This is a genomic window from Prevotella sp. RM4 (assembly GCF_000701965.1).
Taxonomy (GTDB): Bacteria; Bacteroidota; Bacteroidia; order Bacteroidales; family Bacteroidaceae; genus Prevotella; species Prevotella ruminicola.
On record NZ_JNKG01000007.1, the window covers coordinates 29,346 to 52,813 of the forward strand.

Annotated in this window: 22 protein-coding genes and 5 tRNA genes; 23 read left to right on the forward strand and 4 right to left on the reverse strand. The window is 48.2% G+C overall.

Features of this window, described 5'->3' with window-relative positions:
- From gldM to priA, 4 genes are all read left to right on the forward strand, one after another.
- Positions 1–1,560, forward strand: coding sequence for a type IX secretion system motor protein PorM/GldM (gldM, locus tag T499_RS0101295; protein WP_033149475.1), 1,560 nt, complete (start codon positions 1–3; stop codon positions 1,558–1,560).
- Between the two features lie 17 nt (positions 1,561–1,577).
- Positions 1,578–2,633 carry a type IX secretion system ring subunit PorN/GldN gene (gldN, locus tag T499_RS0101300; protein ID WP_033149476.1) on the forward strand — a complete coding sequence of 352 codons (1,056 nt, stop codon included), beginning with the start codon at positions 1,578–1,580 and terminating at the stop codon, positions 2,631–2,633.
- Between the two features lie 117 nt (positions 2,634–2,750).
- On the forward strand, positions 2,751–3,359 hold the full coding sequence (locus T499_RS0101305; protein ID WP_033149477.1) for a porin family protein: 609 nt from the start codon (positions 2,751–2,753) through the stop codon (positions 3,357–3,359).
- 3 nt (positions 3,360–3,362) lie between these two features.
- A complete protein-coding gene (gene priA / locus T499_RS0101310) occupies positions 3,363–5,618 on the forward strand; it encodes a replication restart helicase PriA (protein ID WP_033149478.1) in 2,256 nt (751 codons plus the stop codon).
- 6 nt (positions 5,619–5,624) lie between these two features.
- On the opposite strand, the gene T499_RS0101315 is transcribed toward priA, so the two are convergent.
- Together T499_RS0101315 and T499_RS0101320 are read right to left on the reverse strand one after the other, a co-directional pair.
- The gene (locus T499_RS0101315; protein WP_033149479.1) at positions 5,625–7,109 is read right to left on the reverse strand and encodes an OmpP1/FadL family transporter; all 1,485 of its coding nucleotides are present in this window, start codon (positions 7,107–7,109) and stop codon (positions 5,625–5,627) included.
- 175 nt (positions 7,110–7,284) lie between these two features.
- Positions 7,285–9,336, reverse strand: coding sequence for an HD family phosphohydrolase (locus T499_RS0101320; RefSeq protein WP_033149480.1), 2,052 nt, complete (start codon positions 9,334–9,336; stop codon positions 7,285–7,287).
- An 86-nt stretch (positions 9,337–9,422) separates the two neighbouring features.
- Here T499_RS0101320 and gltX point away from each other — a divergent pair, with 86 nt between their 5' ends.
- Genes gltX through T499_RS0101335 form a run of 3 tightly spaced genes read left to right on the forward strand, consistent with a single transcriptional unit; the run spans position 9,423 to position 13,332 of the window.
- Entirely contained in the window at positions 9,423–10,940 is a 1,518-nt protein-coding gene (gltX, locus tag T499_RS0101325; protein WP_033149481.1) for a glutamate--tRNA ligase, read from the forward strand.
- A gap of 2 nt (positions 10,941–10,942) precedes the next feature.
- Positions 10,943–12,211 (forward strand): 3-deoxy-D-manno-octulosonic acid transferase, encoded by a 1,269-nt coding sequence (locus T499_RS0101330; protein ID WP_033150108.1) that lies wholly within the window; start codon positions 10,943–10,945, stop codon positions 12,209–12,211.
- Positions 12,212–12,225: 14 nt separating this feature from the next.
- A complete protein-coding gene (locus tag T499_RS0101335; protein WP_033149482.1) occupies positions 12,226–13,332 on the forward strand; it encodes a metallophosphoesterase in 1,107 nt (368 codons plus the stop codon).
- Positions 13,333–13,336: 4 nt separating this feature from the next.
- Here the strand turns inward: T499_RS0101335 and T499_RS0101340 are convergent, their stop codons facing one another.
- Together T499_RS0101340 and T499_RS0101345 are read right to left on the reverse strand one after the other, a co-directional pair.
- Positions 13,337–13,864 carry a gamma carbonic anhydrase family protein gene (locus tag T499_RS0101340; protein ID WP_033149483.1) on the reverse strand — a complete coding sequence of 176 codons (528 nt, stop codon included), beginning with the start codon at positions 13,862–13,864 and terminating at the stop codon, positions 13,337–13,339.
- A 35-nt stretch (positions 13,865–13,899) separates the two neighbouring features.
- Complete coding sequence (locus tag T499_RS0101345; protein ID WP_033148358.1) at positions 13,900–14,886, reverse strand: malate dehydrogenase; 987 nt, start codon at positions 14,884–14,886, stop codon at positions 13,900–13,902.
- Between the two features lie 153 nt (positions 14,887–15,039).
- On the opposite strand from T499_RS0101345, the gene T499_RS0101350 reads away from it, so the two are divergent.
- The 16 genes from T499_RS0101350 (at position 15,040) to rplL (ending at position 23,415) form a co-directional block, all read left to right on the forward strand.
- The gene (locus tag T499_RS0101350) at positions 15,040–16,818 is read left to right on the forward strand and encodes an aminopeptidase P family protein (protein ID WP_033150109.1); all 1,779 of its coding nucleotides are present in this window, start codon (positions 15,040–15,042) and stop codon (positions 16,816–16,818) included.
- A gap of 190 nt (positions 16,819–17,008) precedes the next feature.
- Entirely contained in the window at positions 17,009–17,200 is a 192-nt protein-coding gene (rpsU, locus tag T499_RS0101355; RefSeq protein WP_013065274.1) for a 30S ribosomal protein S21, read from the forward strand.
- A 75-nt stretch (positions 17,201–17,275) separates the two neighbouring features.
- Positions 17,276–18,157: a site-specific tyrosine recombinase/integron integrase gene (gene xerA / locus T499_RS0101360; protein WP_033149484.1), complete on the forward strand. Its 882-nt coding sequence runs from the start codon at positions 17,276–17,278 to the stop codon at positions 18,155–18,157.
- Between the two features lie 40 nt (positions 18,158–18,197).
- The gene (gene hpf, locus T499_RS0101365; RefSeq protein ID WP_013063088.1) at positions 18,198–18,497 is read left to right on the forward strand and encodes a ribosome hibernation-promoting factor, HPF/YfiA family; all 300 of its coding nucleotides are present in this window, start codon (positions 18,198–18,200) and stop codon (positions 18,495–18,497) included.
- Between the two features lie 102 nt (positions 18,498–18,599).
- Positions 18,600–18,673, forward strand: a tRNA-Thr gene (locus T499_RS0101370).
- Positions 18,674–18,768: 95 nt separating this feature from the next.
- Positions 18,769–18,851: transfer RNA gene (locus T499_RS0101375), tRNA-Tyr, on the forward strand.
- Positions 18,852–18,866: 15 nt separating this feature from the next.
- A tRNA-Gly gene (locus T499_RS0101380) sits at positions 18,867–18,942 on the forward strand.
- A 7-nt stretch (positions 18,943–18,949) separates the two neighbouring features.
- Positions 18,950–19,021: transfer RNA gene (locus T499_RS0101385), tRNA-Thr, on the forward strand.
- Between the two features lie 64 nt (positions 19,022–19,085).
- Positions 19,086–20,270 carry an elongation factor Tu gene (gene tuf / locus T499_RS0101390; protein WP_013063031.1) on the forward strand — a complete coding sequence of 395 codons (1,185 nt, stop codon included), beginning with the start codon at positions 19,086–19,088 and terminating at the stop codon, positions 20,268–20,270.
- An 85-nt stretch (positions 20,271–20,355) separates the two neighbouring features.
- A tRNA-Trp gene (locus T499_RS0101395) sits at positions 20,356–20,428 on the forward strand.
- Between the two features lie 16 nt (positions 20,429–20,444).
- Positions 20,445–20,636 (forward strand): preprotein translocase subunit SecE, encoded by a 192-nt coding sequence (secE, locus tag T499_RS0101400; protein ID WP_013063860.1) that lies wholly within the window; start codon positions 20,445–20,447, stop codon positions 20,634–20,636.
- 17 nt (positions 20,637–20,653) lie between these two features.
- Positions 20,654–21,199, forward strand: a complete 546-nt coding sequence (gene nusG, locus T499_RS0101405; protein WP_013064805.1) for a transcription termination/antitermination protein NusG — start codon at positions 20,654–20,656, stop codon at positions 21,197–21,199.
- Positions 21,200–21,294: 95 nt separating this feature from the next.
- Positions 21,295–21,735 (forward strand): 50S ribosomal protein L11, encoded by a 441-nt coding sequence (gene rplK, locus T499_RS0101410; RefSeq protein WP_013064963.1) that lies wholly within the window; start codon positions 21,295–21,297, stop codon positions 21,733–21,735.
- Positions 21,736–21,757: 22 nt separating this feature from the next.
- Complete coding sequence (rplA, locus tag T499_RS0101415; protein ID WP_013065728.1) at positions 21,758–22,450, forward strand: 50S ribosomal protein L1; 693 nt, start codon at positions 21,758–21,760, stop codon at positions 22,448–22,450.
- A gap of 20 nt (positions 22,451–22,470) precedes the next feature.
- Positions 22,471–22,986, forward strand: coding sequence for a 50S ribosomal protein L10 (rplJ, locus tag T499_RS0101420; RefSeq protein WP_013064077.1), 516 nt, complete (start codon positions 22,471–22,473; stop codon positions 22,984–22,986).
- Positions 22,987–23,034: 48 nt separating this feature from the next.
- Positions 23,035–23,415 (forward strand): 50S ribosomal protein L7/L12, encoded by a 381-nt coding sequence (rplL, locus tag T499_RS0101425; protein WP_013063286.1) that lies wholly within the window; start codon positions 23,035–23,037, stop codon positions 23,413–23,415.
- The last annotated feature ends 53 nt before the right edge of the window (positions 23,416–23,468 follow it).

Below are 23,468 nucleotides of genomic sequence, written 5' to 3' on the forward strand. Positions count from 1 at the left end.
ATGGCAATCAAGAAAAGACCCGTTTCTCCACGTCAGAGGATGATTAACCTGATGTACGTTGTCCTGATGGCGATGTTGGCACTTAACGTTTCGAACGAGGTGCTCAACGGTTTTTCGATTGTGGAGGAAAGTCTGAACCGCACTACAGGTAACTCCGCCAAGGAGAACCTGGCCATCTACAAAACCTTTGAGCAGCAGCTGAAGGCTAACCCGCAGAAAACCCGCGAGTGGTACGACAAAGCCCAGCAGGTGCGCCAGATGAGCGACTCGCTGTATAACTTTGCTGCCAGTCTGAAGCAGGCCATCGTGGTTGAGGCCGATGGCAAGGATGGCGATGTCACTAATATCCGCAATAAGGAGGATCAGGAGCCTGCTAACTACGTGATGCTCTCGCCTACCAACGGACAGGGACAGAAACTGTACAAGGCTATCAACAGTTTCCGTGAGCGTATGCTGACGATGGTAACTGATGAGAAACAGCGACAGATTATAGCCAGCAATCTTACTACCCAGGTGCCCAAGCGTGCTATGGGTAAGAACTGGGCCGAATATATGTTTGAGTCGATGCCCGCTGCGGCTGCCGTTACGCTGCTGTCGAAACTGCAGAGTGATGTGCGCTATGCCGAGGGCGAGGTTCTGCATACTCTGGTACAGAACATCGACGTGAAGGATGTTCGTGTAAACCTGTTGGATGCCTTTGTGATTCCCAACTCAAAAACGATTGTTCGTGGCGACCGCTTCTCGGCCCGTATCGTGATGGCTGCTGTTGATACCACCCAGGTACCCGATATCTTTATCGGCGGACAGAAGGTAAACCTTCAGAACGGACTGTACGAAACCGTGTGTGGCAAGACTGGTGACTTTACGCTGAAGGGCTATATGGAGATGGTGAATGGCAATGGCGACCGCATACGCCGTGAGTTTACACAGGACTACACCGTAGTTGAGCCCAGCGCTACTGTATCGGCCGACCTGATGAACATGCTTTATGCAGGTTATGCCAACCCCATCAGCATCAGTGTGCCAGGTGTGCCGCTGAATAAGATTCAGGCCTCGATGACCAATGGTACGTTGCAGAGCGTGGGGCCTGGCAAGTACATCGCACGTCCAGCAAAGATAGGACAGAATGCTGTGATTACTGTTACCAGCACCAATACCGGTCATGCCCAGCAGATGGGGCAGTACACCTTCCGTGTCAGGAAATTGCCCGATCCTACACCTTATATATCGATGAAGGATGAGCATGGCAATCCCGCCCGATACAAGGGTGGAGCCTTGAGCAAGGGACAGCTGGTGGCTGTAGAACATCTGGGTGCTGCTATCGACGATGGCATACTGGATATTGCATTCCGTGTGCAGAGCTTCGAAACGGTGTTCTTCGACAATATGGGTAACGCCGTGCCGATGGCATCGGATGGTGCACAGTTTTCGGCTCGTCAGAAGGATACCTTCCGCAAGCTGGCTCGTAATCGCCGATTCTATATTTCGAGGGTAACGGTAACCGGTCCCGATGGATTAACCCGCACCCTGACTAACCCCATGGAAGTGATTGTAAAATAAATAAGGTATAAGATAGTATGAAGAGATTATTGTTCATATCAACCCTCGTGCTGATGGTGAGTGCAGCAGTGGCTCAGCCACCACAGCGCCGTGCCGAGCAGCAGGCTCAGCAGCAAACCAAGCAGAATGTAGCATCTTCGGCTATGTCGATGCGCGCACAGATATCATTCCCCACAGCTGTAGAGATGCCCGAAGAGGTGGTGTGGCGTCGCGATATCTATCGTGAGATATCGTTGGAGGATGATGCCAATGGCGGACTCTATTATCCCGTAGAGCCACAGGGCAAACAGCTGAACCTGTTTACCTATATTTTTAAGCTGGCGCTTAACGGCTATATCCCCGTGTACGAGTATCCTACCGATGGCAGTGATGTGTTTACCGATGTCACCAAGGCCGATATGAAGGCCCTACTGGATAACTACCACATTTATTACGAGGAAAAGGATGGTAAGATACGTGTGGATAACAGCGATATCCCTTCGGCGATGGTGAAGAAGTACTATCTGAAGGAGAGTGCCTATTACGATCAGGCCAACTCTTCGTTCCATATCAAGGTGCAGGCCTTGTGTCCCATTATGATGGACGAGTTTGGTGGCGAGGCAACGCAGTACCCCTTGTTCTGGGTGAAATACAGCGACCTGGAACCCTACCTGAATCGTCAGACAGTGATGGCCAGCAGTATGAACAATGCGGCTACTGTATCGATGGACGATTTCTTTACGCTCAATATGTATCGTGGAAAAATCTATAAAACCAACAATGCACAGGGTAAAACGTTGCTGCAGTTGTGTGGTGGCGATGAGGCTAAGATGACTGCCGAGCAGAAGCGTATCGAAGCTGAACTGGAAGGTTTTAAGAAAACGATTTTTGGCGATCCTGCCAAGCGCGACTCATTGGATAGCATAGCTGCTTTGAAGGATACCAAGGCCGATAAGAAGGTGAAGGCTGCCAAGAACAAACCCGCCGCAACCAAGGGCGTAAAGGTGGCTAAGCAGAAGAGTGCCAAGACCGAGAAATCGAGTGGCAGTAGCAACAGTGGTGCTCGCGTGTCGGTACGTCGACAGCGTCACTAACTAGTCAAAATACAAGGGAATAATCGAAAAAAAACGGTTATTCCCTTTTCGATTCCAACTTTTTTCGTAACTTTGCGCCGTGGAATGATTCAATAACATTAATAATTGGTATAAGTTATGAAGAAATTTTTTACTTTAGTAGTGCTGCTGGCAACAATGACTGTTGCTGCTCAGGCACAGGTGAAGTTTGGTGTTAAGGGTGGTCTTAACCTGACTAATATGAAGTTCGACAATTCGGCATTTGATAAGTCGAATCAGACTGGTTTCTTTATCGGTCCGACTCTTAATTTTACGCTCCCAGTGATAGGCCTTGGCATTGATGCATCAGCCTTGTACGATCAGCGTTCGGCTGAGGTTAATGATGAGAAACTTAAGCAGCAGTCAATTCAGATTCCCATAAACCTTCGTTATGGTTTTGGCTTGGGTAATACTGCAAGCATTTACATCTTTGCTGGTCCTCAATTTGGCTTTAATGTGGGTGATAAAAAGACAAATCTGCTGAATGAGGCACTTGATTGGCGCATGAAGGACTCAAGCTTGAGCGCAAATGTGGGTTTAGGTTTGATGCTCCTTAATCATCTTCAGGTATCTGCTAACTACAACATTGCTATGGGTACAACAGGTGAGTTTGATATACTAAAAGATGTACCCGATGCTGCCTGGAAGCAGGTTACGGGAAAAACTAAGGCTAATGCTTGGCAGCTTTCGGTTGCTTACTTCTTCTAAGGGGTGAGTTACGCGGATATCATATTACCTGTTCCGTTAACAGGACTTTTTACCTACGCCGTGCCTGATGGCATGAGCGTAGGTATTGGTATGCGCGTACTGGTAACTTTCGGGCGTAGCAAAACCTACTTGGGTATTGTGGCCCGATTGCACAATGAGAAACCTAAGGACTATCAGGTAAAGCCCATCAGCCAGGTGATGGATGCCACACCTATCATTACCGATAACCAGCTGAAGCTGTGGCAGTGGATTGCCGATTACTACATGTCGCCCATTGGCGAGGTGTATAAGGCAGCACTCCCATCAGGACTGAAAGCCGAGGATGGTTATCGTCCACGTACCGAACTCTACATCCAGCTGTCGCCTAAGTTCCGCAGCGAGCAGGCCCTGCACGTGGCTATTGATATGCTGCAGCGTGCTCCCAAGCAGCTCAAGGCTTTCCTGGATTATCTGGAACTCTCGGGTTGGGACCAGTTGGGACAGACCGAAGAACAGTTCGAGATAACCCGCGACGAGTTGATTAACCAGGGACACACCTTGCAGTCGGTAAACGCCTTGGTGCAGCGAGGTGTGTTGGAAACCTATGATAAAGAGGTGGGGCGATTGAATTTTGGTGGCGATCCGCATCCTGAACATATCAAACCGCTGAGCGATGTACAGCAGGAAGCGTTTAACCAGATACAATTCTCGTTTCTGCAGAAAAACGTGACGCTGCTGCATGGTGTTACCTCGAGCGGTAAAACCGAGATTTATATCCACCTGATACAGCAGGCATTGGATAAGCATCAGCAGGTGCTCTATCTGTTGCCCGAAATAGCGCTTACCGTGCAGATGATGCAACGCCTGCAGCGAGTGTTTGGTAATCGCCTGGGCATTTATCACAGTAAATACTCGGATGCCGAGCGTGTGGAAATATGGCAGAAACAGCTTTCGAAGCATCCCTATGATGTGATTCTGGGTGCGCGTAGTGCCGTGCTGCTGCCTTTCCAGAACTTAGGACTGATTATTGTGGATGAGGAGCATGTAACCTCGTATAAACAGCAGGACCCTGCACCGCGTTATCATGCCCGTTCGGCAGCTATCATGCTGGCACAGATGTATGGCGCCAAAACGTTATTGGGTACTGCCACACCATCGCTCGAGACCTACCATAATGCCAAAACGGGTAAGTATGGTTTGGTAGAGCTTTTCCAACGTTATAAAGGTATTCAGTTGCCTGATATCCAGGTGGTGGATATCAAGGACCTGCAGCATCGTAAGATGATGAACGGTGCGTTCTCACCTTTGTTGTTGGCGAAGACCCGCGAGGCATTGGAGCGAGGCGAGCAGGTGATTTACTTTCAGAACCGTCGTGGCTATGCACCCATGATAGAGTGTAAGCAATGCGGCTGGGTGCCCCATTGTCAGCATTGTGATGTGTCGCTGACGTTGCATCGCAACATGAATCAGCTTACCTGTCACTATTGCGGCTACACCTACCAGGTACCCACCGAGTGCCCTGCCTGTGGTGGACATGATTTGATAACCAAGGGATATGGCACCGAGAAGATTGAAGACCAGTTGCGTGATATCTTCCCTGAGGCCCGTATTGCCCGTATGGACCTTGATACCACCCGTACCCGTAATGCCTACGAACGTATCATCAGCGATTTCTCGGCAGGGCGTACCAATCTGTTGATAGGTACCCAGATGATATCCAAGGGCTTGGATTTTGATAAGGTGTCGGTAGTAGGCATTCTGAATGCCGACAACATGCTGAACTATCCCGATTTCCGTGCTTACGAGCAGGCTTATATGATGATGGCTCAGGTGGCTGGTCGTGCCGGTCGCAAGGGCAAGCAGGGTTTGGTAATCCTACAAACCAAATCGCCTACGCTGCCAGTTATCCAACAGGTAGTGCAGAACGATTATGCCGGATTATACCGTTCGCTGATTGCCGAGCGCCAGCATTTCCATTATCCGCCTTATTATCGCTTAATCTATGTTTACCTGAAACACCGCTCGGATGCAGTGGTTGAGTCGGCAGGTATTGAGATGGGTAGCAGATTGCGCCAGTGGTTCTCGGCCCGTGTGTTAGGTCCCGACAAGCCTGCCATCGCTAAAGTTAAGTCGCTCTCTATTCGTAAGTTGGTGCTTAAGCTTGAACCAGGCATCGGTATGGCCGACGTTCGTAAATATTTAGCGCTTGCCCAGCAGCAGATGCTACAAGACAAGCGCTATTCGTCGCTCCAGATCTACTTTGATGTAGATCCGCTGTAATCATTCTTAGAAATTCAGTTCGCAACCAATACCCAGTACGCGGTTGGTACGTGTAAATGAGTCGCTGATCAGTGGCTCGGTTGAAGTAACACGATCGTAGTGACCGTAATTGGTCTGGAAGTAAGCAGCCTTCAGGGTGATGTTATCGGCAGCCTTGTAGTTAAAGCCGAAACCTAAGCTGTAGCTGTTTACTACGAACGACATATCGTTCATATACTCGTCGGTAAGCTGATAACGGGTAATCTGGCCACCACCACTGATGGTGAGCTTGTTGGTCAAATCCCACTCTGCACCAGCCAGGTACTCGTTGGTACCGCCACCCAGCAGATCCTGAGTATTGTTATACCACTTTACGTCCTTATCAAAGAAGTGATGATAACCTACGTTCAAACGGAAATCGTCGCTGATATTCCACATAGCACCAACTGCCAGCTGTGCAGGTGAGTCCTCGTCAATCTTCTCGCCATCGCGGAACTTATTAACAGCGGGAATCTCGCTGGCCTCGTTAACGGTCGACTCGTTCTTCATGTGAATCTCGGTCTTAGCCTCGTACTTAGCAGCGAAGTTGAACTTACCTACGCGCCAGTCGATACCAATAACAGGAGCTACACCTACGCTCGACTGGTTACACAGCAGGTTCACACCCTGTGAGTACTTCTGCAGTGAGTTCAGGCTCTGCTTGGTTCCCTCTAACTGGGCCAGCTGGGTTGTAAGCTCGGCAGGAACGTCAACGCCTGCTGCCTGATACTGGGCAATACCAGCGTTAACCTTGCTGATACCAGCATCAATGGTGGTTGTTGCTCCCTGCAGGAAGCTACCGAAGTCCAGATAACCATTAGCGGTGTTTACCATGATGTTGCTGATCTTAGCCTTGTAGGTAGCTGTGCCGTAAAGCACACGCAGACCACCATAAACCGACAGATCCTTTGTAACCTTGTAGGCTGCACCAAGCTGGAAACCAAAGTAATACTGGCGGCCCTGCATGTAGCCATCCATATCGTAACCGGTAGCGCCCAGAGGCTTCAGCTGGTTGGCAATACCACCAACTACGCTCTCGAACGAACCCAGTCCGTCCTGGAACTCACAGGCTCCACCACCACCAGGAACTGAGAAGTTGAACTGCAAACTCCAGTTGCCCTTGTTGTAAGCGGCCTGGATTGAGGGGAGAAATGGTGCATCGGCAATACCCTCGAAAGTCTTGGTGCTCTGACCGTTGTTCTTCTTACCTAAGGCAAACAACGGATTGTTGCACTCGATAGTACGGGTCTGGTGGGCATACTGCCAGTTGATACCTAAGTAGAAACCTTCGGGCATGAAGGCTACACCGGCGGGGTTACTGTATACTCCATCAAGACCGATGGCTGCATCTCGCGCAGGATTGCGCAAAAAGTCGATACTCTGATTGGTGTTGGTTAAGATGCCACCAGCTGTGGCTGTTGTTGTAGCTGCTGTCAGCATCAGGCTGGCCAGCAAGACATTCATCTTTTTCATAATTTAAACACTTTTTTTCAAAATCGGCTGCAAAGGTATAGTGAATGTTTCAAAATCTTATGTTTACGCACACAAAGTTAACGTTGTTTAACGAAAATTGCACACAAACCTGCACAAATGTGCAAAAGTGTGCAGGTTTTTGCACACTTTTGGGTGGTTTTGTGCATAAATGGATTTACTTTTTCAGCTCAGGATAGCTCAAACGGGTGTGATAGATGGTCTTCAGCTTCTCTATCAGCACGGTTTTGGCATAGGCAATATCACGGAAGGTGATGGGGCACTCCTTAAAGTAACCCTCGGCCACCTGAGCATCAATCAGTCTGTTTACCAGCTCGCGAATCGACTTCTCGGTGTAGTCGGGCAGCGAACGCGAGGCAGCTTCTACGGTGTCGGCCATCATCAGAATGGCCTGCTCCTTAGTAAACGGATTTGGACCAGGGTAGGTAAACAGCAGGTCGTCGACATCGTCGTTGGGGTGAGCATTCTTATATTGTACGTAGAAGTACTTGGTTTTTCCCTGTCCGTGGTGGGTGGTAATAAATTCCTTGATCACGTCGGGCAGGTTGTACTTGTCGGCCAGTTTGGTTCCCTCGGTAACATGACTGATAATCATCTGGGCGCTGTCTATCGGATTCATCTTCTCGTGTGGATTTACACCCGACTGGTTTTCGGTAAAATAGATAGGATTAACAATCTTACCGATATCATGATACAGTGCACCAGTACGTACCAGTTGACTCTTGGCGCCGATTTTGTTAGCAATCTCGGCAGCCAGATTACCTACCTGAATAGAGTGCTGGAAGGTGCCAGGGGCCACCTCGCTCATCTTGCGCAGTACGGCCTTGTTCATATCCGATAGCTCAATCAGCGTAATGTTGGATGTAAAACCGAATGCTTTCTCGATAACATAGAGCAAGGGGTATGAGCAGAATAGTAGTACACCGTTGATAATCAGGTAGTTGTATTCGCTATAACTGATTTTTGATATGTCGTTGATGCGAATCCAGTCGAGTGCCAGGTTGGTCAGGATGCCTGCAACCGTAACCGATACGGCAGTCCAGAACAGCTGCGAGCGACTGGACAGTTCGCGCAGCGAGAAGATGGCTACGAGTCCGGACACCAGTTCAACGGCCACGAACTCCAGCGGGTACTGCAGGAAGCAGGCGCAGGTGAGCACCATGGTGGCATGAGCCATGAAGGCTGTTCGCGAATCCATGAACACTCGGATAAAGATGGGCACCATGGCAAATGGTACGATATATACATGCAGTACGCTATGCTCTACCATCGCCGAGGCAATAATTGTAAACAGCACAATGAGGGCATACAGCATGGTGGTTGAACGTACTTTCTCAAAGTAATCTTTTCTGAACAGGGTAAGGAAGATGGTAAAGCAAGTAATCAGGATGGCTGTATATAGCAGCTGTCCCATGATGTTCAGGCGAATTTTCTCCTGATCCACATTCTGTCGCTCCATCTCTTTCTGGAACGACAACAGTTTGTTGTAGGTCTTACCATCTACAATATCGCCACGGTCGATAATCTTCTCACCTCGCTGTACCAGTCCGCTGGCCAGTGGAATACTGTTCTGCAGGTCGTTCAAACTGGCCTCACTGCGTTCCTTGTCGTAGGTAAGGTTAGGTGTGATATAATCATTCAGGTTGCATTTCTGCAGCACCTCGCGATGCTTGGCAAGTGTCTGATCCTGAAATAGTTGTTCGTAGGCTGATACCACCGAGTACACATGGCTGATTTGTGAGCTGGTGGCGTTCTTACCGCTGACGATACGTACAAAACGAGAGGTGTCCTTACTGATTTTGGCATACTCGGAATTGCTCATGATACCCTGCTCATACAGACGGTGCAGGCGATTGGCAATGATGCTGATGTAATCGTTGTGCAAGCCAGGAATACCATTTGAGTAGTCTTTTGAGAATTGGCGTACCTGCTTGCCCACAATCTCGCTGTTCATGATGTAATACGGCTCATATTGCTTCATGATGCTGTCGCGCTCGGCCCTCACGGCTTCGTCACTCTTGTAGATGGGGAAGTCGAATGGCGCTTTCAGGTCGGTATATATCCAAGGTCGGCCTTTTTCGATCTTGAAATTGTGCTGACTGCTGCGTGGCATCATCCATACGATGATGGCAACAGTTATGATGATCAGACCCAAACGAATGAGAAAATCACGCCAAGTTAGGTCGTTTTTAATGTTAAAACTACTCATTTCTACGTATTTTATGCAATTATGGTGCAAAAATACGAAAAAACTCTCAATTTTTTTGTAACTTTGCACACAAATTTTAATTGATTATGTCAGAAAGAAGAGTAAGAGTACGTTTTGCACCCAGTCCAACGGGTGCTTTGCACATTGGTGGTGTGCGCACAGCATTGTATAACTACCTGTTTGCTAAGCAGCATGGTGGCGATCTGGTTTTCCGTATCGAGGATACCGATAGTAACCGTTTCGTACCTGGTGCCGAGGAGTATATCATTGAGTCGTTCAAGTGGCTCGGTATCAAGTTTGATGAAGGTGTTAGCTTTGGTGGCGACAAGGGTCCTTATCGCCAGAGCGAACGTCGTGATATTTACAAGAAATATGTTCAGCAGTTGCTGGATGCCGATAAGGCTTATATTGCTTTCGATACGCCAGAGGAGTTGGAGGCTAAGCGTGCTGAGATTCAGAACTTCCAGTACGATTGTCATACCCGCAGTCAGATGCGTAACTCGCTGACCATGCCTAAGGAAGAGGTTGAGAAGCTGATTGCCGAGGGTAAACAGTATGTGGTTCGCTTCAAGGTTGAGGCTGGTCAGGAGATCCTGGTCAACGACCTGATTCGTGGCGAGGTACGTGTTAAGAGCGATATCTGTGATGATAAGGTGCTTTATAAGAGTGCCGACCAGCTGCCAACCTATCACCTGGCTAACATCGTTGACGACCATCTGATGGAAATCTCGCATGTTATCCGTGGTGAGGAGTGGTTGCCATCTGCTCCATTGCACGTCATGTTGTATCGTGCTTTCGGTTGGGAGGACACCATGCCTCAGTTTGCTCACCTGCCATTGCTGCTCAAGCCCGATGGTAAGGGTAAACTGTCGAAGCGTGATGGCGACCGTCTGGGATTCCCTGTATTCCCACTGCTGTGGAAGGATCCTAAGAGTGGTGAGACTTCTCGCGGTTATCGTGAGGATGGTTACTTCCCCGAGGCTGTTATCAACTTCCTGGCTCTGCTGGGATGGAATCCTGGAACCGAGCAGGAAATCTTCTCACTCGATGAGCTGGTTCCTCTGTTCGATATCTCTAAGTGCTCTAAGGCTGGTGCCAAGTTCGCCTTCGAGAAGGCTGTTTGGTTCAACCACGAGTATATTCTGAAGAAGAGCAACGAGGAGATTGCTGCTCTCTTCGAGCCTATCGTTAAGGAGCACTGTCCTAACGAGACCTCAGAGCGCATCCTCAAGGTTACCGAGATGATGAAGGATCGTGTATCGTTTGTTCACGAGATGTGGCCACTTTGTTCGTTCTTCTTCGTGGCTCCTACGGCCTATGATGAGAAGACAGCCAAGAAGCGTTGGAAGGAAGATAGTGCTCAGGTGATGACCGAACTGATTGGTGTGCTTGAGGGTATCGACGACTTCTCGCTCGAGAACCAGGAGCAGATTGTACATGCTTGGGTTGAGCAGAAGGAGTATAAGCTGGGTAATGTAATGAACGCATGGCGACTCACGCTCGTTGGCGAGGGTAAGGGTCCTGGCATGTTTGATATCTCTGCCTTCCTGGGTAAGGAGGAGACCATCGCCAGAATGAAACGTGCGATTGAAGTACTGGGCTAATGATTTACAACCTTGTAATATATCTGTATCTTCTTGGAGTGGCTATTTATAGCCGCTTCAATGAGAAGGTACGTAAAATGTGGCGTGGCGAGCGCGAGGCATTCAAGATTCTACGCGAAAAGGTAGATCCGAATGCCAAGTACGTGTGGTTCCATGCTGCCTCGCTGGGTGAGTTTGAGCAGGGACGCCCCTTGATGGAGCAGCTGCGCAAGGATCATCCTGAATACAAGATTCTGCTCACATTCTTCTCGCCCTCAGGTTATGAGGTGCGTAAGAACTACGAGGGTGCTGATATCATCACCTATCTGCCACTCGACACCATCACCAACGCACGTCGTTTCCTGCGTACCGTACGTCCTGTGATGGCTTTCTTCATCAAGTACGAGTTCTGGTACAACTACCTGCATATTCTGAAGCATCGTGGTGTGCCTGTTTATAGTGTGTCGAGTATCTTCCGTCCTGAGCAGGTGTTCTTTAAGTGGTACGGTCGTCAGTACGGTCGTGTGCTTAATTGCTTCACTCATTTCTTTGTGCAGAACGAGATCAGCAAGGAACTCTTGGCCAAGATTGGTATCACCGATACTACCGTGGTGGGCGATACCCGCTTCGACCGTGTGCTGCAGATTAAAGAGGCTGCCAAGCAACTGCCTATCGTTGAGTCGTTTGTGAAAGATGCTCCTCAGGTATTCGTGGCTGGTTCGTCATGGCCTCCCGATGAGGAGATTTTCATTAAATACTTCTTAGACAAGCTAAGCGGCAAAGCCGAGCGTAATGAGCATAAGAACTGGAAACTGATTATCGCTCCTCATGTGATTGGCGAGGATCATCTCAAGCAGATTGAGAAACTGCTCGAAGGTCGCAAGGTAATCCGTTACACCGAGGCAGAGAAAATGGTCAATGGTCAATTGTCAATGGTCAATGACTACGAAGTTCTTATCATCAACTGCTTCGGCTTGCTGTCGAGCATCTATCACTATGGCAATGTGGCTTATGTCGGTGGAGGCTTTGGTGTTGGTATCCACAACCTGTTGGAGGCTGCTGTTTGGGATGTGCCCGTATTCTTCGGACCAAACAACCAGAAGTTCCAGGAGGCTCAGGGACTGAAGACCAGCGGTGGCTTTGAGATTAGCAGCTACGAGGACTTTGCTGCACAGATGGATCGCTTTGCTGCCGATGACGCTTACCTGCAGGAGCAGGGCCAGAAGGCTGGACATTTTGTAAAAGGCCAGTCGGGTGCCACGCAGAAGGTGCTCTCGTCTGTCGCTCTGTAATTTTTTTGTAAAGCATGAAAACTATGTGGATGATACTATTCCTGTTATTACCATTCTTGGCTATCGGCTATCTGGCTTGGCACATCTGGGTGATGCTGCCTGTGCAGGCTTGTCTCAAGTCGCTTATTATCGCTATAGGCGTACTGAGTTTTGTGATGCTGTTCCTGAATTTCCGTCGCGCCTTTGATAGCATGCCATTGTTTACGGCTCGTTGGGCTTACGAGATAGGTACATCCTCATTGTTTGTTTTGCTTTATCTGGTGATGATTTTCCTGGTACTCGATCTGGGCCGGTTGGTTCGTCTGGTGCCCAAGTCAATTCTTTACCAAAACGGATATACTGCCCTTGGCATCTTGGTGCTGATGGTGGGCGTGTTTGTGTATGGTAATCTGCATTATCATCATAAGGAGCGTGTTGCCCTCGACTTGAAGTCGGCAAAGCCACTTGCGAAGGAATATAAGATAGTGATGGCGAGCGATCTCCATATTGGCTATCACAATCCCCGCAAGGAGCTGGCGCGCTGGGTGGATATGATGAATGCTGAGAATCCAGACTTTATCCTGATTGCTGGTGATATCATCGATGGTAGCATGCGCCCTGTGCAGGAGGAGCAGATGGCTCAGGAGTTTCGTCGCTTGAAAGCCCCCGTGTATGCCTGCTTAGGTAATCATGAGTTTTATGCTGGTGTGCCCGATGCACAGCAGTTTTATAAGGATGCCGGTATCCACTTGTTGGTAGATGAGGCAGCCGTTATCGATAGCAGTATCGTGATTATTGGTCGCGACGATCGTACCAACATGCGCCGCAAACCTATCAAGGATTTGGTTAAAGTTCAAAGTTCAAAGTTCCATGTTAAAAGTCCATACATCCTTGTGCTCGATCATCAGCCTTATAATTTGGATCGTGCCGAGGCAGCAGGTGTTGACTTTCAATTAAGTGGCCACACCCATCGTGGACAGGTATGGCCAATTTCTTGGATTACGGATCGTATCTACGAATGCTCTTGGGGTAGCCACCAGCGTGGCAAAACCCAGTTCTATGTCTCGTCGGGCATAGGAATCTGGGGTGGAAAGTTCCGCATTGGTACCCAGAGCGAGTATGTAGTAGCTACGCTAAAGTAAATACTTAGAATTTTGTAGGTTCTGTTTCACCCTCCTCCAGATAGAATTTGGAGTAGGCCACATAGTGCTTGGCATTATCGGTCTGGCCTGGACGTACGGGCTTGATATATTTGGCAGGTACGCCGCCCCAGATCTCGCCAGCAGGAATCTTGGTGTTCTGCAGCACCAGGGCACCTGCAGCCACGATGGCACCTTCGCCTATCTCACAACCATCCAGTAGGGTGCTACCCATACCAATCAAGGCGTTATCATGAATGGTGCAGGCATGAACGGTTACGTTGTGCCCGATAGTAACGTAGTTACCTATATGCGTAGGACCAGTCTCATGGGTCACATGCACACAACTGCCATCCTGAATATTGGTGCAGTTGCCGATGGTGATAGGCGCCACATCGCCGCGTACTACTGCATTAAACCACACGGAGCACTCATCGCCCATTGTTACATCACCCACAATCGTAGCGTTCTCGCTAAAATAACAGTCTCGCCCCCATTTGGGAGCGAGACCGCGATATGTTTTTATTAGAGCCATAGTCTCTAAATACTTAATTCAAAATCCTGAATTAATTACAGGTTGGCGTTGTCCTTAGCCCAATCCTCAACAGCGGGGATGATACCAAGGCTGATGATCTCGTCGCGCATCTTCTGCAGGTGCTCGTACGAAGCCTGGAGTGAAGCCATCTCCTCAGCTGTGCCCTCGGGCTCAGTGAAGTGTACACCGTCCTTGTCGATAACGGTAGGCATAGCCATCATTACATTCTTGAAACCGAATGCGTTTACATAGCAACCAGCAGGCCACTTGAAAGGCTCACCACCCATAGCACCCTCAATCATCTTAACAGCCTGATATGCAGGGCTCTGGAATGAAGAACGGCCACGGAGCTTAATGATGTTGCTACCACCCTGAGTTGTCATGTGCTTGATCTCAGCCCAACGCTCGTCAGAGAGAGGAAGCTCAGAGAGAGGCTTGCCATCGATGAGAGCCTTGCTGGCAAATACTGCCATCTGCTCACCGTGACCACCGTAAGTGTAAGCGTTAGTAACCTTGTCCTGCTGTACGCCGAACTCCTGAGCCAGCTGCTGCTGCAGACGGGTAGAGTCGAGAGCGGCCAGTGATGTCAGCTGGTTGGGCTTCAAACCTGAGTGAATCAGAGCTGTAAGAGCTGTTACGTCAGCTGGGTTGAAGATAACTACCACGTGCTTAACGTCTGGGCAGTACTTCTTGATGTTCTCACCGAAGTCGGCTGCGATCTGGCAGTTGCCCTTCAGCAGGTCCTCACGGGTCATACCCTCCTTACGTGGAGCACCACCTGAAGAGATGATGTACTTAGCACCAGTGAAAGCCTCCTTAGGATCTACAGTGTAAGAAATGTTTGCACCTGGGAAAGCGCAGTGGCACATCTCATCATATACACCATGAACACCTGGCTCATAGATATCATACAAACAAATGTTGGGAGTCAAGCCCAGCATCAACACACTCTGTACCATGTTAGAGCCAATCATACCACCGGCACCAACAATCACCAATTTCTCGTTAGTTAAAAAAGCCATAATTGTATTTTTATTATTGTTATTTTTAAAGTGCTGCAAAGTTACGAAAAAAGACTCATATAAAGCGTTTTTTTATTATTAATCTGTGTTAATCATGTGATTTTCTGCTAGTTATTTTGTACCTTTGTAATCTCGAAATTACAAAACACGATGATGATGACAGTAAATCAACGAATTGAAGCTCTTCGCGAGGTGATGAAACGTGAACATCTCGCTGCGTTTATCTTTCCAAGTACCGATCCTCATCAGGGCGAATACGTGCCCGATCATTGGAAAGGGCGCGAGTTTATCAGTGGTTTTAACGGCTCGGCTGGTACGGCTGTGGTGACGATGACTTCGGCAGCCTTGTGGACCGACTCGCGCTATTTTATTGCTGCCGAGGAGCAGTTGCGTGGCACCGAGTTCCAGCTGATGAAACTGAAGATGCCCGGAACGCCTACCATCGCTGAGTGGATAGGCAAGGAGTGTGCAGCTGGGGCCGAAGTGGCACTCGACGGCTGGTGCTCGTCGGTGAATGCTGTGAAGGAGCTGATAGCCGATCTGCGTCAGCAGGGTGGCATCACGCTGCGTACTAATCTCGATCCGTTGGCACAGATCTGGACCGATCGCCCTGCTATCCCTGAGCATGCTGTGGAGATTTTTCCATTGCAGTATGCAGGTGAGAGCTGTCGTGAAAAGATTGCCCGTATCCGCAAGGCCTTGCGCGAAAAACATGCCGATGGTATGCTGATGTCGGCTCTCGATGATATTGCCTGGACGCTGAATCTGCGAGGCACTGATGTGCATTGCAATCCCGTGTTTGTCGCTTATCTGCTTATTTCATCCAAAGCTGTTACCTTATATATAAATAAGGTGAAGCTTACCCCCGAGGTTGAGGCTTATCTTAAAGCCGAAGGGGTAGGGGTGGCACCTTACGAGGATGTGGCCAAAGGCTTGAAGGCGTATTTCGAGTATAACATCCTGCTCGATCCCAATGAGGTAAACTATACGCTTTACAAGCAGGTTACTCGTGAGATTGTTGAGGTGGAATCACCCGTCAAGCGCATGAAAACTGTCAAGAATCCTACAGAGATTGCAGGTTTTAGATCTGCGATGCTGAAAGACGGAATTGCGATGGCAAAATTCTTGTGCTGGTTGAAACCTGCCGTTGAGGCTGGAGGACAGACGGAGATATCTATTGACCAGAAGCTCACCTCGCTCCGTGCCGAACAACCGCTCTATCGTGATATCTCGTTCGATACCATCGCTGGCTATCAGGCACATGGAGCCATTGTGCATTACGAGGCTACGCCTGATACCGATATCCCCTTGAAGCCCGAAGGCTTCCTGCTGTTGGATAGTGGTGCGCAGTATCTTGATGGTACTACCGACATCACCCGTACCATCGCCCTTGGTCCGCTCACCGAGGAGCAGAAGCGAATCTATACACTGGTGCTTAAGGGTCATATCCAGATAGAATTATGTAAGTTCCCCAGTGGAGCCACTGGTACCCAGATAGATATTCTGGCCCGAGAGGCGATGTGGCGCGAGGGATTGAACTATCTGCATGGCACAGGTCATGGTGTGGGCACCTATTTGAATGTACACGAGGGTCCTCACCAGTTCCGTATGGAGTGGAAACCAGCACCCCTTGTAGCTGGTATGACCATTACCGACGAGCCAGGCATCTATCTCGAGGGTAAGTTCGGCGTTCGCGTAGAGAATACCCTCTTGATTACTCCTTATAAGGAAACCCAGTTCGGTCAGTTCCTGCAGTTCGAGAGTCTCACCCTATGCCCCATCGACACCACGCCGATTGTAAAGGAGATGATGTTAGACGAAGAAATCGCTTGGCTCAACCAATATCACCAGCATGTTTACGATACGCTTGCTCCTCATCTCGATGCCGAAGAGACCGCTTGGCTTAAAAACGCTTGTGCGCCTATCAAATAGTTGATGAACTCTTAAAATATATGTTTTTGACTATCAGGAGGGTACGAAAACGCAAGAAATTACGTTTTATTTGATAAAAATCGTGTAAAAACTTGGTTGTTTTGTAAAAAATCAGTAACTTTGCACCCGCTTTGCGAGGCACTGGGCCCGAAAGCATTAAGTTTAACATAAATAATTAAAAGCAAAACAAATGATTATTGTACCAGTAAAGGAAGGCGAGAACATTGAGAAGGCTCTCAAGAAGTTCAAGAGAAAGTTCGAGAAGACAGGTGTTGTAAAGGAGCTGCGTCGTCGTCAGCAGTTTGACAAGCCATCTGTACTGAAGCGCCTTAAGATGGAGCACGCTGTATATGTTCAGCAGCTTCGCGCTAACGAGGAATAAAAAAGTTCCCCGAAAATTTGGTAGTTTCGAGAAATTTCCGTAAATTCGTACCCAAATACTAAAGGTTGCGATTTTATGATGATTAACCAGTTTCTGGACTACCTGCGCTACGAGCGGAATACATCTCCGCTAACAGTGCAGACATACGAGGAAAGTCTTAGGGATTTTGAGTCGTATGTGACTTTTAGGGATAAAGAGCTCTCTATAAGTTCGGTAGATACCGATCTGATCCGTGACTGGATGGAGAGTCTGATGGATAAAGGAAACTCTGCGTCGACTATTAATAAAAAGTTGAGTGCATTGCGTTCCTTTTACCGCTTTGCCCTAAAGAGACAACTGGTTAAGGCCGATCCGGCACATGCTGTGATAGGTCCAAAGAAATCAAAACCACTGCCGCAGTTCCTTCGCGAAGGAGAAATGGACCGCCTGATAGACGGCACAGAGTGGAATAGTTCATTTAATAATGTACGTGCGCGTACCATATTATTACTATTCTATGAGGCCGGTTTACGACGTGCGGAACTTGTAAGTCTGAACGACAAGGATGTAGACTTTGAAGCGGCACAACTGAAAGTAACGGGTAAAAGAAACAAGCAGCGTATCGTGCCCTTTGGGGCTGAGCTGGCCGAGGCGCTCAAGCAGTATCAGACTGCTCGCAACGAACAATTCGGCGAAACCGGCGACGCGCTTTTTCTGAGTGACAAAGGGCAACGGATATCCGACAGTCAGGTTTATCAGATCGTAAAGAAGTATCTTTCGATGGTTACCTCGCTGAAAAAACGTTCGCCACACGTGCTTAGGCACACCTTTGCCACTGCCATGCTGAACAACGGTGCAGGGTTGGAAACAATCAAGAGCTTGTTAGGGCACGCCAGTGTGAGCACAACCGAGATTTATACCCACACCACGTTTGAGCAGCTGAAGCGAATTTACAAAGAGGCTCATCCAAGAGCCTGAACCTTTTTTATTAATAACTATTTTAAAATAGGAGGTAACTATGGAGATTAAGATTAAGTCGATTCACTTCGACGCTACCGAGAAGTTAGAGGCGTTCATCGAAAAGAAGGTCGCCAAGTTAGAAAAATCGTTTGAGGATATACAGAAAGTAGAGGTGCAACTTAAAGTAGTCAAGCCAGCCACGGCTCAAAATAAGGAAGCAAGTCTTGAGGTTTTCGTTCCAGGAACCACTCTCTTCGTAGACAAGACATGTGACACTTTTGAGGAAGGAATTGACCTTTGCGTGGATTCTATGAGGGCTCAATTGACGAAATTCAAGGAAAAATTGAGAAATAGATAAAAAAAACTCGAAAAAGTTTTGGTAATTCAAAAATAAGTCGTAACTTTGCAGCCGTTTTCCGACAGGTCGTAAATCTGAAACAGAGAACGGCTGCTTAGAAAAGCCTCTTTAGCTCAGTTGGCCAGAGCACGTGATTTGTAATCTCGGGGTCGTTGGTTCGAATCCGACAAGAGGCTCAAGAAGGAAGGAGGAGGATAGGTGAAAGCCAATCCGCTTGGTTCGAAAGAACAAAAGGGAAGGTCGTCCCTCGCTTAATAAGCGAAAATGACATGGGTGTTTTCCAGAGTGGCCAAATGGGGCAGACTGTAAATCTGCTGTCTTTCGACTTCGGTGGTTCGAATCCATCAGCACCCACTACAAGAGATGTTTGCGGAAATAGCTCAGTTGATAGAGCACTAGCCTTCCAAGCTGGGGGTCGCGGGTTTGAGCCCCGTTTTCCGCTCCAAGAACATGCTGTAATAGCTCAGTGGTAGAGCACTTCCTTGGTAAGGAAGAGGTCCTGAGTTCAACTCTCAGTTACAGCTCTCTTGCGATTAGAAGGAGGAAACTGAAAATTCGTAATAATTAACAGAATTAATAACAAGTAAAATGGCAAAAGAGAATTTTGTGCGCACCAAACCGCACGTAAACATCGGTACTATCGGTCACGTTGACCACGGTAAGACAACTCTGACAGCTGCTATCACAACTGTGCTGGCAAAGGCTGGTCTCTCTGAGGTTAAGTCATTCGATCAGATTGATAACGCTCCTGAGGAGAAGGAGCGTGGTATCACTATTAACACCGCTCACGTTGAGTATGAGACTGCAAAGCGTCACTACGCTCACGTTGACTGCCCAGGACACGCTGACTATGTAAAGAACATGGTAACTGGTGCTGCTCAGATGGACGGTGCTATTCTCGTTGTAGCTGCTACTGACGGTCCTATGCCTCAGACTCGTGAGCACGTTCTGCTCGCTCGTCAGGTGAACGTTCCCCGTCTGGTTGTATTCCTGAACAAGTGCGATATGGTTGAGGATGAGGAGATGCTGGAGCTCGTTGAGATGGAGGTCCGCGAGATTCTGGAGCAGTATGAGTTTGAAGAGGATACTCCTATTATCCGCGGTTCTGCCCTTGGTGCACTGAACGGTGTTGCTAAGTGGGAGGAGAAGGTAATGGAGCTCATGAACACTTGTGATGAATGGATCCAGGAGCCTCCTCGTGCAACTGACAAGCCATTCTTGATGCCTGTTGAGGACGTATTCTCAATCACAGGTCGTGGTACAGTTGCTACTGGTCGTATCGAGACTGGTGTTATCCACGTAGGTGATGAGGTTGAGCTGCTCGGTCTTGGTGAGGACAAGAAGTCAGTTGTAACTGGCGTTGAGATGTTCCGCAAGATTCTTGATGAGGGTCAGGCTGGTGATAACGTAGGTCTGCTGCTCCGCGGTATCGACAAGAACGAGATCAAGCGTGGTATGGTACTCTGCCACCCAGGTCAGATCAAGCCATTCAAGAAGTTCAAGGCTTCTATCTACGTTCTGAAGAAGGAAGAGGGTGGTCGTCACACTCCATTCGGAAACAAGTATCGTCCTCAGTTCTATCTCCGCACAATGGACTGCACAGGTGAGATTTCACTGCCCGCAGGTGTTGAGATGGTAATGCCTGGTGATAACGTAGAGATCACTGTTGAGCTTATCTACGCTGTAGCTCTGAACCCAGGTCTGCGCTTCGCTATCCGTGAGGGTGGTCGCACAGTAGGTTCTGGTCAGATCACAGAGGTTTACGAGGACTAATCCTCAGTAAGCTCTAGGAATCTAGAAATTCTAGTAAGCACTAGATAAAACCAAGCCCCCGTTTTTAATGGGCGGGGGCTTACTTACGGGAATAGCTCAGTTGGTAGAGCATCGGTCTCCAAAACCGAGGGTCGTGGGTTCGAGTCCTCCTTCCCGTGCTAAATAAGAAATAATATGTTTAAGAAGTTTATCGATTATTGCAAAGCTTGTTACGACGAGTTGGCACATAAGACAACTTGGCCTTCTCGCAAAGAGTTGACTCATAGTGCAGTAGTGGTGCTTTCAGCATCGCTTATTATTGCTTTGGTAGTATGGGCCATGGACTTTGTGTTCAAGTCGGTAATGAGTATGGTTTATCCCGGTTAATAAACGTTGTTTGAGAGATGGCTCAGTCAGGAATGAAATGGTACGTACTTCGCGCTGTTAGCGGTAAAGAGGCCAAGGTAAAGGAATACCTTGAGGCCTTGATGAAGCGTGACTCTTTCCTCCAAGCAAACGTTGGTCAGGTGTTACTGCCTACCGAGAAATATGCTCAGCTGCGTAATGGTAAGCGTGTGGTTAAGGAGAAGCTGTTCTTGCCAGGTTATGTGTTGGTAGAGGCCAACCTTCAGGGTGAGATGGCTCACACACTGCGCTTTATGCCTAATGTGTTAGGCTTCTTGGGCGGTTTGGATAATCCAACCCCTGTAAAGCAGAGTGATATTAACAGAATCCTTGGTACTGCCGAGGAGACGGAGATAAAGAGTGAAGAGATTGGTGTACCTTATGCTGTGGATGAAGCAGTTAAGGTAACAGATGGACCTTTCAGCGGATTCAGCGGAATTATCGAAGAGGTGAATGCCGAGAAACACAAGCTGAAAGTTATGGTTAAGATTTTCGGTCGCAAGACTCCTCTGGAGCTTGGATATAATCAGGTAGAAAAGGAATAGGGTGAATGTTACGGTTCGCCTGTTCTCTATATCGGTAGAGGGAGGCTTCCACTCCTGATGCTTATATAACAAAATTCAATTAATAACAAACAGAAATGGCTAAAGAAGTTGCTGGATTAATCAAATTACAGATTAAAGGTGGCGCTGCGAATCCCTCACCTCCAGTAGGACCTGCACTGGGTTCTAAGGGAATTAACATTATGGGATTCTGCAAAGAGTTCAACGCCAGAACCCAGGATAAGGCAGGAAAGATTATTCCTGTTGTTATCACCTACTACACTGACAAGTCATTCTCTTTCGAGCTGAAGACTCCTCCCGCAGCTGTACAGCTGAAGGAAGCTGCTAAGCTGAAGAGCGGTAGTGCTGAGCCAAACCGTAAGAAGGTAGCCAAGGTAACTTGGGATCAGGTTCGCGTTATTGCTGAGGATAAGCTGAAGGACTTGAACTGCTTTACCGTTGAGTCAGCTATGAAGCTGATCGCTGGTACAGCGCGTAGTATGGGTATCACTGTAGAAGGGGAGTTCCCTGGTAAATAATTAATAACTTCAATTAGAGACAATGAGTAAACTGACAAAAAATCAAAAGTTGGTCGCTGATAAGGTTGAAGCAGGGAAAGCATACTCTTTGAAGGAAGCCGCCGCACTGGTGAAGGAAATTACCACCACTAAGTTCGACGCTTCAGTTGATATCGATGTACGCTTGGGCGTTGATCCACGTAAGGCTAACCAGATGGTTCGTGGCGTTGTATCGCTGCCAAACGGAACTGGTAAGGTTACACGTGTGCTCGCTCTCTGTACTCCTGATCAGGAGGCTGCTGCTAAGGAAGCAGGTGCCGACTATGTTGGTCTTGACGAGTATATCGAGAAGATCAAGGGTGGTTGGACAGATGTTGATGTTATCATCACAATGCCTTCTTGCATGGGTAAGCTCGGTCCTTTGGGCCGTGTGCTCGGTCCCCGCGGACTGATGCCAAACCCCAAGAGTGGTACTGTTACTATGGATGTTGCTAAGGCAGTTAAGGAAGTTAAGCAGGGTAAGATTGACTTTAAGGTTGATAAGGCAGGTATCGTGCACACATCAATTGGTAAGATCAACTTCACTGGTGATCAGATCTTTGAGAATGCTAAGGAGTTTATCTCTACCATTATCAAGCTGAAGCCCGCCGCTGCTAAGGGTACATACATTAAGAGTATCTTCCTCTCAAGCACTATGAGCATGGGTATCAAGGTAGATCCTAAATCAGTTGAATAACTCGTTAAAAGATTAGACAAATGAAAAAGGAAGTAAAAGATACTATCATTGTAGAACTTGGAGAGAAACTGAAGGCATATCCTCATTTCTATCTTGTTGACCTGACCGGTCTCGATGCCGCTAAGACATCAGAGCTCCGTGAGAAGTGCTTCAAGAATGAGATTAAGTTGCTGGTGGTGAAGAACACTCTTCTCCAGAAGGCATTTGAGGCTTCAGAAATCGATTTCACTCCACTTTATGAGTGCTTGAAGGGTAACACAGCTGTTATGTTCGCACAGACAGCTAACGTTCCTGCTAAGCTGATCAAGGAGTACAAGAAGGAAGGTATCCCTGCCCTGAAGGGTGCATATGCTGAGGAGAGCTTCTTCGTAGGTGCTGACAAGCTTGATGAGCTCGTAGCAATCAAGAGCAAGAACGAACTGATCGCCGAGGTTGTAGCTCTGCTGCAGTCTCCAATCAAGAATGTTGTTTCTGGCTTGAACGCTGGTGGCAAGGTTCACGGTCTGCTTGACGCTATCGCTGAGCGTAACAAATAAGCGAAATAAGTAACATTCAAATTAAAAACAATTAAAATTTTAAATAAAATGGCAGATATTAAAGCTATTGCAGAAGAGTTGGTAAACCTTACTGTAAAAGAAGTTAATGAGTTGGCAACTGTCCTGAAGGACGAGTATGGAATTGAGCCCGCCGCTGCAGCTGTTGCTGTTGCCGCTGGTCCTGCTGCAGCTGGTGCTGCTGATGCAGCTGAGGAGAAGACTTCATTCGACGTAGTTCTGAAGTCAGCCGGTGCTGCTAAGCTGCAGGTTGTAAAGGCCGTTAAGGAGGCTTGTGGTCTTGGTCTGAAAGAGGCTAAGGATCTCGTAGACGGTGCTCCTGCTACCGTTAAGGAGGGTCTGAGCAAGGAAGAGGCTGAGAACCTGAAGAAGACCATCGAGGCCGCTGGTGCCGAGGTTGAGCTGAAGTAATCAGTTACATACAAATAGCAATCGGTTAGGGACTCCCCAGTCGGGGGTTCCTA